Source organism: Erwinia sp. Eh17-17, from assembly GCF_039675725.1.
Classification (GTDB): Bacteria; Pseudomonadota; Gammaproteobacteria; order Enterobacterales; family Enterobacteriaceae; genus Erwinia.
In genome coordinates, this window is the sequence record NZ_JBDFQT010000003.1 from 157,337 (window position 1) to 171,636 (window position 14,300).

Here is a 14,300-nt window from a genome sequence, read left to right on the forward strand (position 1 = left end):
GTGTGTCCTTATTGCTGTACCACAATATTTTCCTGCGAAGGATCAACATGCTGCATCTGTAGTTTCTCCGTTGCTGTACGCTCCACCCGGCTATGGTCGCCCAGGGCATTCTCTTCCAGAATCAGGTTGCGCCACTCGATGTCGAGCGCGTCACGTTCCAGCACCATCTGCTCGCGCTGGGCGGTGAGCAGACGCGTTTTGTGCGCCGTCGTCACCACCAGTACCGCTGAAACCAGTGACGCAATCAGCAGGATCAGCGGGATCTTGCCGTGTCGCAGCAGATCGCCGCCAATCACACCCGGCAGGCTGTGGCGCTCATTGCCGATCATGACGCGGTGCGCTCCGCAATACGCAGCACTGAACTGCGCGCGCGCGGGTTGTCGCCCACTTCAGCCTCACCCGGCATCATCTTGCCCAGGGCTTTCAGACGGCGACCGCCAAGGCTGTTAAGCTGCGCTTCGGTCATCGGGATACCGTGTGGCACCTGCGGCCCGCGGCTTTGTTCCCGCATAAAACGCTTCACAATGCGGTCTTCCAGCGAGTGGAAGCTGATGACCGAGAGTCGTCCGCCCGGCGACAGCGCGCTTAGCGCCCCTTTCAGAGCCTGTTCAATCTCTTCCAGTTCGCTGTTCACCCAGATACGGATTGCCTGGAAACTGCGCGTAGCCGGATGTTTAAACTTATCTTTCACCGGCGTTGCCGCGTAGATGACGTCGGCCAGCTCTTTGGTACGTGTCATCGGCTGTTCGCGGTTGCGCTCAACGATGGCGCGGGCGATACGTTTGGCGAAACGCTCTTCACCAAAGGTTTTCAGCACAAAAACAATGTCCGTTTCTTCCGCTTTCAGCAGCCATTCCGCCGCTGACTGGCCGCGCGTGGGATCCATACGCATATCCAGCGGCCCGTCGCGCATAAAGGAGAAACCGCGCTCGGCATCATCCAGCTGCGGTGAAGAGACACCGAGATCCAGCAGGATGCCATCAATTTTTCCACTCAGGCCGCGCTCTTCGACATATTCTGCCAGCGCAGAAAAGGGACCATGAATGATATTGAAACGTGGATCGGTGATCTCAGCAGCGGCTGCAATCGCCTGCGGATCGCGGTCGATGGCATACAAACGTCCCTGCTCACCCAGTTGGGAAAGGATCAGGCGTGAATGTCCACCGCGCCCAAAGGTGCCATCAATGTAGATGCCGTCAGAGTGAATATTGAGGCCGTTTACCGCCTCATCTAACAACACCGTGGTGTGTTTAAAAGTATCCTGCATAGCTATAACGACAAATCCTGCAATCGCTCAGACAAAGGTTCCTGAGAGGACTGCTCTGCGTCTATATCTTCCTTGACTTGTTGATACCAGGTCTGTTCATCCCACAGTTCAAACTTGTTGAACTGCCCAACCAGCATCACTTCTTTGGTCAGGTTCGCATGCTGACGAAGGGTATTCGCCAGCAGTAAACGACCCGCATTATCCATCTGACATTCACTGGCGTGCCCCAGCAACAGGCGTTGTACACGGCGCTCTGCGGGGTTCATGCTGGATAAACGAGACAGCTTTTGTTCAATGATTTCCCATTCGGGCAGGGTGTAAAGCAACAGGCATGTCTGGTGGAGGTCAATGGTACAAACCATTTGCCCCTGAGATTCCCCGATCAGCGTTTCGCGGTAGCGCGTTGGCACGGCAAGCCGGCCTTTGCTGTCGAGATTGACTAACGTTGCTCCCCGGAACATGTCAGCCTCACCCCCCAGTTACCCAATATCACCACTTTACTCCACAAATTCCCACCAAAAGAGTGTACGGAGCGGAGGAAAACATTGTCAAGCCGCAGTCATGGCCGATTGACATTATTTCTTCGGGAAATAAAACGCGGGGGAGTTAAAACCAAACCATCTGAAGAGGGAATTTAAAAATAAACTAATGAATAATGGCAGGAAATTTGCAAAAACCTGCCAGCTGCTCAAAAACTTACCACCATTCCATCGCAAAAAAATAAGCTGCCCGCTTTGCGACACGGGCGGCATTTTAAGTTATTTCTTAAAAGTTTCCCAGCACAACTGGGCTGAGCCTCAGCCACGCGCAGGCCGGGAAGGTAACAGGATATTTATAAACGTCAGTCTTTATAATCATCTGCTGACATTAAACCGCGCTTTTTACTTTTATTTACCTGATGTATTGCCCGACATGTGGCTAAATTCTACTCAGCGGGTTCACAGGATATGAAAAGGGCAGCTTTCGCTGCCCTGTGATTCAGTTTGATTTACGGTTCAGACGACCGCGCCGATAAAGATTGCGGCGAATGCGCGTCAGGCCGGGTTTCGGTTTACGCGGCTCATCAAGACTGGCGAGCACCAGCTCCAGAACGCGCTCGGCAACATCGCGGTGACGTTGACCGACCGCCAGCACCGGGCAGTCCAGGAAATCGAGCAGCTCATGATCGCCGAAGGTGGCAATCGCCAGATCCTGCGGCAGCCGACCTTCGCGACGCAGCGTGACATCCATAACGCCCTGCAGCAAACCGAACGAGGTGGTGAACAACGCCTCCGGCATCTCATGCGTTTCGAGGTACTTTTCAAATAGCGTAGCGGCCGCACTACGCTCAAAGCTGTTGGCATAGATGAAGTCAATCGGACGCTCATCGCCTTTCCATGCATCGCGGAACCCCAGCTCACGCAGGAAACTCACGGACAGTTCCGGCAGTGCGCCGAGAAACAGTACAGATTTCGACGGCAGCTTGCGTAACTCAGCGCCCAGCGCCTCGGCATCATCCTGGTCAGCCCCGACCACACTGGTAAAGTGCTCGCGGTCCAGCGCACGATCCAGCGCAATGATCGGTAGCGGATCGTTAACCCAGCGCTGATAGAACGGATGCTCCGGTGGCAGAGAGGTTGAGACAATAATGGCATCAACCTGGCGTTGCAGCAGATGCTCCACGCAGCGCATTTCATTATCAGGCTGATCTTCCGAGCAGGCGATCAGCAGTTGATAGCCGCGCTGACGCGCCTGACGCTCCAGGTAGTTTGCAATCCTTGTGTAGCTGGTATTCTCAAGATCGGGAATAACCAGTCCTATCGAACGGGTTCGTCCGGCGCGCAGTCCGGCCGCCACCGCGTTCGGATGGTAATTATGCTCACGCACCACCGCCATGACTTTCTCGACGGTTTTATCGCTGACACGATACTGCTTGGCCTTGCCGTTAATGACATAGCTGGCCGTCGTGCGCGAAACACCCGCGAGGCGCGCAATTTCATCCAGTTTCACAATAACCCCACACTTCGCTATGGATTAGTCTTTGCCACATCTAACCGCAGAATAGTTTAGCGAGCAACCGCTTTTCACCGGCAGAAGGGACTTTATGACAAAAATAAAAAAACCCGGCATTACGCCGGGTTAGCTGACAATCTGCATTATCACGCCAGGATATTAGCGCATAATCCGCTCGCCACGCGCCACGCCGACGATCCCGGAGCGGGCGACTTCAACGATTTCCGCAACTTCGCGCACCGCGCTGAGGAAGGCGTCCAGCTTATCGCTGGCCCCTGCAAGCTGAACCGTATAAAGCGACGGGGTCACATCGACGATCTGACCACGGAAGATGTCAGCGCAGCGCTTCACTTCCTCACGCCCGTAACCGTTGGCCTGAATTTTCACCAGCATGATTTCACGCTCGACAAAAGCCCCCTGCCCGAGTTCGCTGACGCGCAGAACGTCAACCAGCTTGTGCAGCTGCTTCTCGATCTGTTCGATCACCTTCTCATCACCGACGGTCTGAATGGTCATGCGCGACAGCGTAGGATCATCTGTCGGTGCCACGGTCAGGCTTTCGATGTTGTAGCCGCGCTGGGAGAACAGGCCTACCACGCGGGACAATGCGCCGGATTCGTTTTCCAGCAGAACCGATAATACACGACGCATAGTTACGTCCTCTCCGTTTTGCTCAACCACATTTCGTCCATACCGCCACCGCGAATATGCATCGGGTAAACGTGCTCCGTGCCGTCTACGTTAACGTCAACAAACACCAGGCGCTCTTTCGCCAGATGTTCCAGCGCTTCCGTCAGTTTCGACTCCAGCTCATCCGGGCGGTTAATCGAAATGCCAACGTGGCCATAAGCTTCCGCCAGGCGCACAAAATCAGGCAGCGATTCCATGTAAGACTGGGAGTGACGGCCTGAATAAATCATATCCTGCCACTGCTTCACCATTCCCAGGAAACGGTTGTTGAGATTAAGCACCAGCACCGGGATACCGTACTGCAACGCCGTTGACAGCTCCTGAATATTCATCTGAATGCTGCCATCACCGGTCACACACACCACCGTTTCCTGCGGCAGCGCCAGCTTCACGCCGAGGGCAGCAGGCAGGCCGAAGCCCATGGTGCCCAGACCGCCAGAGTTGATCCAGCGGCGTGGTTTATCAAACTGATAATAGAGCGCCGCAAACATCTGGTGCTGACCAACGTCTGACGTGACATAGGCATCGCCGTGCGTCAGACGACAGATGGTTTCAATCACCGCCTGAGGTTTGATTTTATCGCTGGTGCGGTCGAATTCGAGACACTGGCGTGAACGCCACTGGTCGATGCTCTGCCACCAGTCGCGCAGGCTGTCGTAATTCTGCTGCACACTGGTCTGTGCCAGCATTTCCAGCATCTGTTGCAACACCTGTTTTGCATCACCGACGATCGGCACATCCGCCGCGACGGTTTTAGAAATCGACGTCGGGTCAATATCAATATGCAGTACGGTGGCATTCGGGCAGTATTTTGCCAGGTTGTTGGTGGTGCGGTCATCAAAACGCACGCCGACAGCAAAGATGACGTCAGAATGGTGCATTGTCATATTCGCTTCATAGGTGCCATGCATACCCAGCATCCCCACGCACTGGCGGTGCGTACCGGGGAAGGCACCCAGCCCCATCAGTGAGGTCGTGACCGGAACATTGAGCTTTTCAGCCAGCTGCAGCAGCTCTTCATGACAGGCCGCGTTGATCACCCCGCCACCGGCATAAATGACCGGTTTTTTTGCCGCCAGCAGCGTCTGGAACGCACGCTTAATCTGGCCCTTATGGCCCTGCGTGGTGGGGTTGTAGGAACGCATACTGACTTCATCAGGCCAGACATACGGCAGTTTATTTGCCGGACTCATCATATCTTTTGGCAGGTCAACCACCACCGGGCCAGGACGACCGCTGGCCGCCAGCCAGAAGGCTTTTTTCATGATGGTCGGGATATCTTCAACCCGCTTCACCATAAAGCTGTGTTTCACGACCGGGCGGGAAATGCCCACCATGTCGCACTCCTGGAAGGCGTCATAACCGATCAGGGAAGACATCACCTGGCCGGACAGCACCACCATCGGAATCGAGTCCATGTAAGCCGTCGCGATACCGGTAATGGCATTGGTCGCTCCCGGACCGGACGTGACCAGCACAACGCCCACATCACCGGTGGCTCGGGCGTAACCATCCGCCATATGTACCGCACCCTGTTCGTGACGAACGAGGATGTGATCCACGCCGCCGACGGTTTGCAGAGCGTCATAAATATCGAGGACCGCTCCACCGGGATAGCCGAATACATGTTTTACGCCCTGATCGATTAACGATCGGACCACCATCTCGGCTCCTGACAACATCTCCATTTTTGCCTCCAGGCTTTAAGGTGCTGATTTATCTGGCTCAGACGCGCACAGAGAACATGCTGCGGTGGCAGATAAGGTCAAAACCTGTTTTTTTATGCTCAGATAGTGGAAGTCATTTCCAGAATCCAGGTACAGGGCGAAGCCCCAGTTTTTTGAGGTTATGGCAAATACCATAACCGTAGAAAAGTTGGCAGGCAAACGGCAAACCGTACGACAAGTGCGGAAAGGGACAATTAAGGCTCTGCCGCCCTGCCCCTGCAATCGAGTATTACACTGACGATTTAATCTTCTAAAGACAGAATATACTGCAGCAGTGAAATTTACATTGTGATCGTTTTGTTATTAAAACCGCCGGGCCTTTAATGCCCGGTTAGCCAAATAATGCCCCTGCCGGGAGGATTGTTATTGAAGGTTGACAGCCCTGGTCTTTATCGGGTATCAATAAAGTCACACACAGAATTCAATGAGGTCTGATTCAATGATTCGCACTCACCGCCTACTCGGTCTACTACTAAACGCATCCCCTTTGCGCGGTAGACTTGTGGGCGGAATCAGTCACTGATTCAGGCCTGTAAAACCTAAGAAACCCGCGCCGATGCGCGGGTTTTTTTATGCTCGCAGCACCCGGCGACGTAAACCAGACAAGGAACTATTCCATGAGCGACCAAGTCATTATTTTCGATACCACACTGCGCGATGGTGAGCAGGCATTACAGGCCAGCCTGAGTGTGAAAGAAAAGCTGCAGATTGCCCTGGCTCTCGAACGTATGGGCGTTGACGTGATGGAAGTTGGTTTCCCGGTTTCATCCCCTGGTGATTTTGAGTCAGTGCAGACCATTGCCCGTCAGATCAAAAACAGCCGGGTGTGCGGACTGGCGCGCTGTGTAGAAAAAGATATCGACGCAGCCTGGGAAGCGCTGCGCGTGGCTGACGCTTTCCGCATCCATACCTTCCTGGCAACCTCTCCGATGCACATCGCCACCAAGCTGCGCAGTACGCTGCCCGAAGTGATTGAGCGCGCGGTCAGAATGGTGAAACGCGCACGCAACTATACCGATGACGTGGAGTTCTCCTGTGAAGACGGCGGCCGTACCCCGATTGACGACCTGTGTCGCGTCGTGGAGGCTGCAATCAATGCCGGTGCCACCACCATTAATATTCCTGATACCGTCGGCTACACCCTGCCGTACGAGTACGCCAACATCTTCAGCGCGCTGCGCGACCGCGTACCGAATATCGACAAAGCGATCCTGTCGGTTCACACCCACGACGACCTGGGGATGGCCGTAGGTAATGCGCTGGCCGCCGTTAACGCCGGAGCGCGTCAGATTGAAGGGGCGATGAATGGCCTGGGCGAGCGCGCCGGAAACTGTGCGCTGGAAGAGGTCATCATGGCGATTAAAACCCGCGGTCAGCTGATGAACGTTCAGACACGGATTAATCATCAGGAGATCTATCGTACCTGCCAGACCGTCAGCAAAATCTGCAATATGCCGATCCCGGCACATAAAGCGATTATCGGCTCCAACGCTTTTGCTCACTCCTCCGGTATTCACCAGGACGGCGTGCTGAAAAATCGTGAAAACTACGAAATCCTGACGCCAGAATCTATCGGCCTGAAACAGGTTCAGTTGAACCTGACCTCACGCTCCGGACGCGCTGCGGTCAAGCACCGCATGGAAGAGATGGGCTATACCGACGCTGAGTACAACATGGATACGCTGTACGACGCCTTCAAAGCGCTGGCCGATAAGAAAGGTCAGGTGTTCGATTACGATCTGGAAGCGCTGGCGTTTATCAACAAACAGTCTGAAGAACCGGAATACTTCACGCTGGATACCTTCAACGTGCAGTCCGGTTCGACCGTGATTGCTACCGCAACCGTCCAGCTGGGCTGCGGTGACGAACAAAAAACGGAAGCAGCCACCGGCAACGGCCCGGTAGATGCCGTTTATCAGGCGATTAACCGCATCACCGACTTTGACGCCGAGCTGATTAACTACCAGTTGACGGCCAAAGGGCACGGTAAAGACGCTCTGGGTCAGGTGGACATTGTGGTGCAGTACAACGGACGTAAATTCCACGGCATTGGTCTGGCGACCGACATCGTTGAATCCTCCGCCAAAGCGATGGTGAACGCGCTGAATACCATCTGGCGCGCACGTCAGGTGGAGCAGGAGTTGCAGCGTAAGTCTCAGATTAAAGATCAGAAGGAAGCCGTATAAATGTCCCGCACTTATCATATTGCAGTGTTACCCGGTGATGGCATCGGCCCGGAAGTGATGGCGCAGGCCAGCAAAGTGCTGGACGCCATTCGTCAGCGTTTTAATCTGCGTATCTCCACCAGCGAATATGACGTTGGCGGCATTGCCATCGACCGCCACGGCGTACCGCTGCCTGAAGCAACGATAAAAGGCTGTGAGCAGGCTGACGCGATTCTGTTTGGTTCGGTTGGCGGCCCAAAATGGGAACACCTTCCACCTACGGAGCAACCTGAGCGCGGTGCCCTGCTGCCGCTGCGTAAACATTTCCAGCTGTTCAGCAACCTGCGCCCGGCCAGCCTGTATCAGGGGCTGGAAGATTTCTGCCCGCTGCGCCGCGATATTGCCGATCGGGGCTTCGACATTCTGGTGGTACGCGAACTGACCGGCGGCATCTATTTTGGTCAGCCTAAAGGACGTGAAGGCAGCGGCATGCACGAGCGCGCCTTCGACACCGAGGTGTATCACCGTTTTGAGATCGAGCGTATTGCGCGTATTGCCTTTGAATCTGCCCGCAAGCGCCGTCATAAAGTGACTTCCATCGATAAAGCCAACGTGTTGCAGTCCTCTATCCTCTGGCGTCAGATTGTCAATGAAGTGGCGCAGGACTACCCGGACGTTGAGCTGAGCCATATGTATATTGATAACGCCACCATGCAGCTGATCAAAGCCCCGTCGCAGTTCGACGTGATGCTGTGTTCCAACCTGTTTGGTGACATCCTGTCTGATGAATGCGCCATGATTACCGGCTCAATGGGCATGTTGCCTTCTGCCAGCCTGAACGATAAAGGCTTCGGCCTGTTCGAACCGGCAGGCGGTTCCGCCCCGGATATTGCGGGCAAAAATGTGGCTAACCCGGTGGCGCAGATCCTGTCGCTGGCGCTGCTGCTGCGCTACAGCCTGAACGAGGTTGAAGCCGCTGAGGCGATTGAACAGGCCATTAACCGCGCGCTGGAAGAGGGTCACCGCACCGGCGATCTGGCGGGGAGCGGCACGTCGATCGGCACCGATGAAATGGGCAGCGTCATTGCCCGATTTATTCGCGAAGCATAATTATGAAAACACTGTACGAAAAGCTGTTTGATGCGCATGTCGTGCACGAAGCCCCCCATGAAACGCCGCTGATCTACATCGATCGTCACCTCGTCCATGAGGTGACGTCAGCCCAGGCGTTTGACGGTCTGCGCGCGCACGGTCGCCCGGTGCGCCAGCCGTCAAAAACCTTTGCCACGATGGATCACAACGTCTCGACCCAGTCGCGCGATATCAACGCCAGCGGCGAGATGGCACGTATTCAGATGTCGATGCTGATGAAGAACTGCGAAGCGTTTGGCGTGCAGCTGTTTGACCTCAGCCATCAGTTCCAGGGCATTGTCCACGTAATGGGTCCGGAGCAGGGATTATCCCTGCCGGGGATGACTATCGTTTGCGGCGACTCCCATACCTCGACGCACGGCGCGCTGGGTGCGCTGGCCTTTGGCATCGGAACGTCAGAAGTGGAGCACGTGCTGGCAACGCAGACGCTGAAACAGTCGCGGGCGAAAACCATGAAGGTCGAAGTGCGCGGCAGGACGGCACCGGGTATCACGGCGAAAGATATCGCGCTGGCGATTATCGGTAAAACCGGTAGCGGCGGGGGGAATGGTCACGTGGTGGAGTTCTGCGGCGAAGCGGTTGCGGCACTGAGCATGGAAGGCCGCATGACGCTGTGCAATATGGCTATCGAACTCGGCGCTAAGGCCGGCCTGATTGCCCCGGACGACACCACCTTCAGCTATGTTCACGGTCGCCGTTTTGCCCCAAAAGACGCGGACTGGCAGCAGGCGGTTGACTACTGGCGCACGCTGAAAACCGACGAGGGTGCGCACTTCGATAAAGTCGTGACGCTGGACGCGGCAGAGATTGCCCCGCAGGTGACCTGGGGAACTAACCCCGGCCAGGTGATCGCCGTCAGCGATCCGATCCCCGATCCGTCATCGTTCAGCGATCCGGTCGAGCGCGCCTCGGCAGAGAAAGCGCTGGCTTATATGGATCTGAAGCCGGGTATTCGCCTGACCGAGGTGCCGATAGATAAAGTCTTTATCGGTTCCTGCACCAACTCACGCATTGAAGATTTACGTGCAGCGGCGGCGGTGGTGAAAGGCCATAAAATTGCGGCGGGCGTACAGGGTTACGTGGTGCCTGGCTCAGGCCCGGTCAAAGCGCAGGCCGAAGAGGAAGGTCTGGATAAGATCTTTACCGATGCAGGATTTGAATGGCGGCTGCCCGGCTGCTCGATGTGCCTGGCGATGAACAACGATCGCCTCAGCCCCGGAGAGCGCTGTGCGTCAACCAGCAACCGCAACTTCGAAGGTCGCCAGGGGCGCGGCGGGCGTACCCATCTGGTCAGCCCGGCGATGGCCGCCGCCGCCGCGGTAGCCGGTCACTTTGCCGATATTCGCGAGCTGATTTAAGGAACTCTTATGGCGAAAAAATTTACTCAACATAGCGGCATCGTGGTGCCGCTGGATGCTGCCAACGTCGATACTGATGCGATTATCCCTAAGCAGTTCCTGCAGATGGTGACGCGCACCGGCTTTGGCCGCAATCTGTTTTATGACTGGCGCTACAGCGATGTCGAAGGGCAAATCCCTGACCCGGAGTTTATCCTTAACCAGCCGGCGTTCAGCGGTGCCAGCATTATGCTGACGCGGGAGAACTTTGGCTGCGGCTCTTCACGTGAACACGCACCGTGGGCACTGACCGACTACGGCATTCAGGCCATTGTCGGTTCCGGCTTTGCCGATATCTTTGCCAATAACTCGTTTAACAACCAGCTGCTGCTGGTGACACTAAGCGAAGAAGAGATCGATGAGATGTTCCGGCTGGTCGCGGCTCAGCCAGGCATTCACTTTACCGTCGACCTGGAAAATCAGCAGGTACTGGCCGGGGACAAAGCGTATCCGTTCGTTATCGACAGCTTCCGCCGCCACTGCCTGATCAACGGGCTGGATGCCATTGGACTGACGTTGCAGCACGATGCGGATATCAGCCGTTACGAACAGCAACAGCCCGCGTTTTTACGCTAATGCCCGTAGGGGTCGATCATTTTTTTCGATCGACCCTTTTTCCGGTCGACCCGTAACAATCACACCGATCTCTTCTCCCGCACCCGCCACGACAGCGCAAAGGCCGCCAGCGCCAGCCCTGACGCCACCCAGTACACCGAGTGATGTCCAAAGCTTTCAGCCAGCGCCCCTTGTACCACCCCGGCCAGGATCACGCCGGTCGAAATGCTGTTAGTGAACAATGTAGTGGCAGCACCCGGTCGCGATGGCATTAAATCCTGGAACCAGATCATGCCAATCCCGGCGATGATGCCGATATACACCGCATTGAACAGCTGCAACACCATCAGTGCCGTTCGGCTCTGGAACAGCACCAGGCCGAGATAGAACAGCACTCCGCAGGCGATCGCCAGCAGCATCATATTGCGTTTGCCAAAGCGTTTCACATAATGTCCGGCCAGCAGCATCACCGGAATTTCCAGCCCTGCCGCCGTCCCCATCAGCAGCCCCGCCAGCGCATCCGGCATCCCCAGTACGCTGCTGATATACAGCGGCATATCAATGATATACATGGTATTGCAGGTCCACATCAGCACCGACCCGACGAACAGCATGCGCACATCACGGCTTTTCCAGCCGCTGATATCGGTAATCGGGACTTCAGCAGACACCGGTGCACGCGGCACCGACGGCAGGGTAAACCAGATTAACGCCACGCAGACCACAAACAGCCCCGCTGCGACCAGAAACATGGCGGTAAAACCGTAGTTCAGTGCAATAGCGAAGGAGAGCGGCGGTCCGATCACCCACGCCAGTGACAGCTGGGCACGCATCACCGAGCTGAACATCACCGCTTCACGGGCAGAGCTGTCGGCATATTCCCGTGCGAGGGCGAAAATCTGCGGCATTGCCACGCTGGCCATCGCCGACAGAAATACCCCGGCGGTGATCAGCGTCAGATAGTGGCGATTGAAAGCGAAAAGTAATGCATTCCCCACCGCCATCACGCAGCAAAACAGGATCAGCATACGCCGGTCACCCTGGCTGTCGGAGCGTTTTGCCAGCAGCAGGCTGACGACGATCCCCGCCACCGCATTGACCGTATAGAACAACCCGACCCAGAACGGCCTGACCGCCACTTCACGGCTGAGGAACAGACTCAGGGTCGGAGCCTGTAACGCCCCGGCGATGCCGACCATAAATGAAACCGCCATAAATGCGAGATACACCGGATGGATACGACGGCTAAGGAGCGATTTCATGACTGATGCCTCAATGACGGGAATAAGCGAATAACCTGACCAGAGCTTAGAAGAAAACCCACGAAAAAAGCCAGCTATGCCGAAGCCAGCTGGCTGGTGAAAAGCACCATACTCAGCATACCCATCTGTTAGGTATGAATAACGATGATCAAGTGCCATTCAGATTTGAATGCCTCCCACTCTTTCATCTGCGGCCATTATCGCCGTAATATAAGGCAGGAAAAACAGACAGCTTTTAACACAGGGTTCCCCTTTTATGTCCTCACCCCGTTTACAGCAGCAATTTATCCGGCTCTGGCAGTGCTGCGAAGGTCAGACACAGGAAACCACGCTCAGCGATCTGGCAGTACAGCTTAGCTGTTCCCGTCGCCATATGCGTAACCTGCTGAATGCGATGCAGGATCAGGGTTGGCTGGAGTGGCAGGCCGAAGCCGGGCGTGGCAAGCGTTCGCGCCTCACCTTCCGCTACACCGGCCTAGCGCTACAGCAGCAGCGGGCTGAGGATTTACTGGAACAGGACCGCATCGACCAGCTGGTACAGCTGGTGGGCGATAAAAACCGTGTGCGCCAGATGCTGCTCTCTCATTTAGGCCGCAGTTTCCGCCAGGGCAAACATATATTGCGCGTGCTTTACTACCGCCCGCTGCTCAATCTGCTGCCCGGCACGCCGCTGCGCCGCTCGGAAACGCACCTGGCGCGGCAGATTTTCAACGGGCTGGCGCGGATAAATGAGGAAAACGGGGAAATCGAGCCGGATATTGCCCATCACTGGCAGCAGATTACCCCGCTGCACTGGCGCTTCTTTTTGCGCCCGGCCATCCACTTCCATCACGGACGCGAACTGGAGGTTGAGGATGTCATCACCTCACTGGAACGGCTGACAACTCAGCCGCTGTTCAGCCACTTAGCGCGCATTGAGTGCCAGACGCCGTGGACGCTGGATATCCATCTGAGTCACCCGGACAGCTGGCTGCCATGGCTGCTGGGCAGCGTCAGTGCGATGATCCTGCCAAAAGAGTGGCCGCATATGCGCAACTTTAGCCGCCAGCCGGTCGGCACCGGAGCCTACGCCGTAGAACGTAATCAGCACAGCCAGCTGCGCATCTCCGCCTTTGATGACTACTTTGGCTATCGCGCTCTGATTGATGAAGTGAATATCTGGGTGCTGCCGGAAATCAGCGACGAACTGGTTTACTCCGGGGTGAAGCTTCAAAGCGAAAACACCGATGAAAAATCGGAAGAGAGCCGTCTGGAAGAGGGCTGCTATTTTCTGATGTTTGACCAGCGTTCTGAGCAGGGTCGTAATGAACAACTGCGCCGCTGGATCAGCACCATTTTTAACCCTATCGCCCTGCTGAACCACAGCGGTATCGCCTATCAGCGCTACTGGTTCCCGGCCTATGGCCTGCTGCCGCGCTGGCATCATCGCCGCGATATGGCGACCGCAGAAAAACCCGCAGGGCTGACGTCACTGACCATTACCTGGTACAGCGATCATATTGAGCATCAGGGCATCGCCAATGCGCTCGGCCCAATCCTCGCGGCACACGGCGTGGAGTTGATCACGCAGGAAATTGATTATGAAAGCTGGTATCGCGGCGATGCCGAAAGCGATATCTGGCTGGGCAGCGCTAACTTTACTCTGCCGCTGGAGTTCTCGCTGTTCGCCCTGCTGTACGAGATCCCGCTGATGCACCACTGCGTCCCCACCGACTGGGAAAACGACGCGCGACAGTGGCGCGAACAGAAACTGCCGCTGGCTGACTGGAGCAAACAGCTGATCGACAGTAACTACCTGCATCCGCTGTTCCACCACTGGCTGCTGCTGCACGGTCAGCGCAGTATGCGTGGCGTTCGCATGAATACCCTCGGCTGGTTTGACTTTAAATCCGCCTGGTTTGCCCCGCCCGAATCATGACGCTTTCGTAACAAAGACGAAACCACTAGAATAAGCCGTTCTCAACGGGGTGCGAAAACCTTGCCAGCCTCTGCTTTCACCCAGGCACAGCCCGTTTTCGCTGAGAAAAACCCGTCGAACCTGATCCGGCTCATACCGGCGTAGGGATTTGAGAGTGTCACTGACTCAGATCCTT

General features: G+C 55.9%; 12 protein-coding genes and 1 riboswitch. Of the genes, 5 read left to right on the forward strand and 7 right to left on the reverse strand.

What is annotated here, in order from left to right:
* Window positions 1-8 precede the first annotated feature (8 nt).
* The 6 genes from ftsL to ilvI all read right to left on the reverse strand — a co-directional run bounded on the left by ftsL (window position 9) and on the right by ilvI (window position 5,637).
* Window positions 9-329: a cell division protein FtsL gene (ftsL, locus tag ABEH87_RS10660; protein WP_346576356.1), complete on the reverse strand. Its 321-nt coding sequence runs from the start codon at window positions 327-329 to the stop codon at window positions 9-11.
* Window positions 326-1,267, reverse strand: a complete 942-nt coding sequence (gene rsmH / locus ABEH87_RS10665) for a 16S rRNA (cytosine(1402)-N(4))-methyltransferase RsmH (RefSeq protein WP_346576357.1) — start codon at window positions 1,265-1,267, stop codon at window positions 326-328. The genes ftsL and rsmH overlap by 4 nt, the downstream gene beginning before the upstream one ends.
* 2 nt (window positions 1,268-1,269) lie before the next feature.
* Window positions 1,270-1,728, reverse strand: a complete 459-nt coding sequence (gene mraZ / locus ABEH87_RS10670) for a division/cell wall cluster transcriptional repressor MraZ (RefSeq protein ID WP_346576358.1) — start codon at window positions 1,726-1,728, stop codon at window positions 1,270-1,272.
* 517 nt (window positions 1,729-2,245) lie between these two features.
* Complete coding sequence (cra, locus tag ABEH87_RS10675) at window positions 2,246-3,256, reverse strand: catabolite repressor/activator (RefSeq protein ID WP_346576359.1); 1,011 nt, start codon at window positions 3,254-3,256, stop codon at window positions 2,246-2,248.
* Between the two features lie 162 nt (window positions 3,257-3,418).
* On the reverse strand, window positions 3,419-3,910 hold the full coding sequence (ilvN, locus tag ABEH87_RS10680; protein WP_346576360.1) for an acetolactate synthase small subunit: 492 nt from the start codon (window positions 3,908-3,910) through the stop codon (window positions 3,419-3,421).
* Between the two features lie 2 nt (window positions 3,911-3,912).
* Window positions 3,913-5,637 (reverse strand): acetolactate synthase 3 large subunit, encoded by a 1,725-nt coding sequence (ilvI, locus tag ABEH87_RS10685; protein ID WP_346576361.1) that lies wholly within the window; start codon window positions 5,635-5,637, stop codon window positions 3,913-3,915.
* A 656-nt stretch (window positions 5,638-6,293) separates the two neighbouring features.
* Here ilvI and leuA point away from each other — a divergent pair.
* The 4 genes from leuA to leuD are packed head-to-tail and all read left to right on the forward strand — an operon-like array spanning window position 6,294 to window position 10,966.
* A complete protein-coding gene (leuA, locus tag ABEH87_RS10690; protein ID WP_346576362.1) occupies window positions 6,294-7,862 on the forward strand; it encodes a 2-isopropylmalate synthase in 1,569 nt (522 codons plus the stop codon).
* Window positions 7,863-8,951 carry a 3-isopropylmalate dehydrogenase gene (gene leuB, locus ABEH87_RS10695; protein ID WP_346576363.1) on the forward strand — a complete coding sequence of 363 codons (1,089 nt, stop codon included), beginning with the start codon at window positions 7,863-7,865 and terminating at the stop codon, window positions 8,949-8,951.
* Window positions 8,951-10,351, forward strand: a complete 1,401-nt coding sequence (gene leuC / locus ABEH87_RS10700; protein WP_346576692.1) for a 3-isopropylmalate dehydratase large subunit — start codon at window positions 8,951-8,953, stop codon at window positions 10,349-10,351. Before leuB ends, leuC begins: the two co-directional genes overlap by 1 nt.
* Before the next feature lie 9 nt (window positions 10,352-10,360).
* Window positions 10,361-10,966 carry a 3-isopropylmalate dehydratase small subunit gene (leuD, locus tag ABEH87_RS10705; protein WP_346576364.1) on the forward strand — a complete coding sequence of 202 codons (606 nt, stop codon included), beginning with the start codon at window positions 10,361-10,363 and terminating at the stop codon, window positions 10,964-10,966.
* Between the two features lie 59 nt (window positions 10,967-11,025).
* On the opposite strand, the gene ABEH87_RS10710 is transcribed toward leuD, so the two are convergent.
* Window positions 11,026-12,207, reverse strand: a complete 1,182-nt coding sequence (locus ABEH87_RS10710) for a sugar efflux transporter (protein ID WP_346576365.1) — start codon at window positions 12,205-12,207, stop codon at window positions 11,026-11,028.
* Window positions 12,208-12,463: 256 nt separating this feature from the next.
* Between ABEH87_RS10710 and sgrR the strand changes: the two genes are divergently transcribed.
* Window positions 12,464-14,125, forward strand: coding sequence for an HTH-type transcriptional regulator SgrR (gene sgrR / locus ABEH87_RS10715; protein WP_346576366.1), 1,662 nt, complete (start codon window positions 12,464-12,466; stop codon window positions 14,123-14,125).
* A 35-nt stretch (window positions 14,126-14,160) separates the two neighbouring features.
* A riboswitch (TPP riboswitch) is annotated at window positions 14,161-14,290 on the forward strand.
* Window positions 14,291-14,300 lie beyond the last annotated feature (10 nt).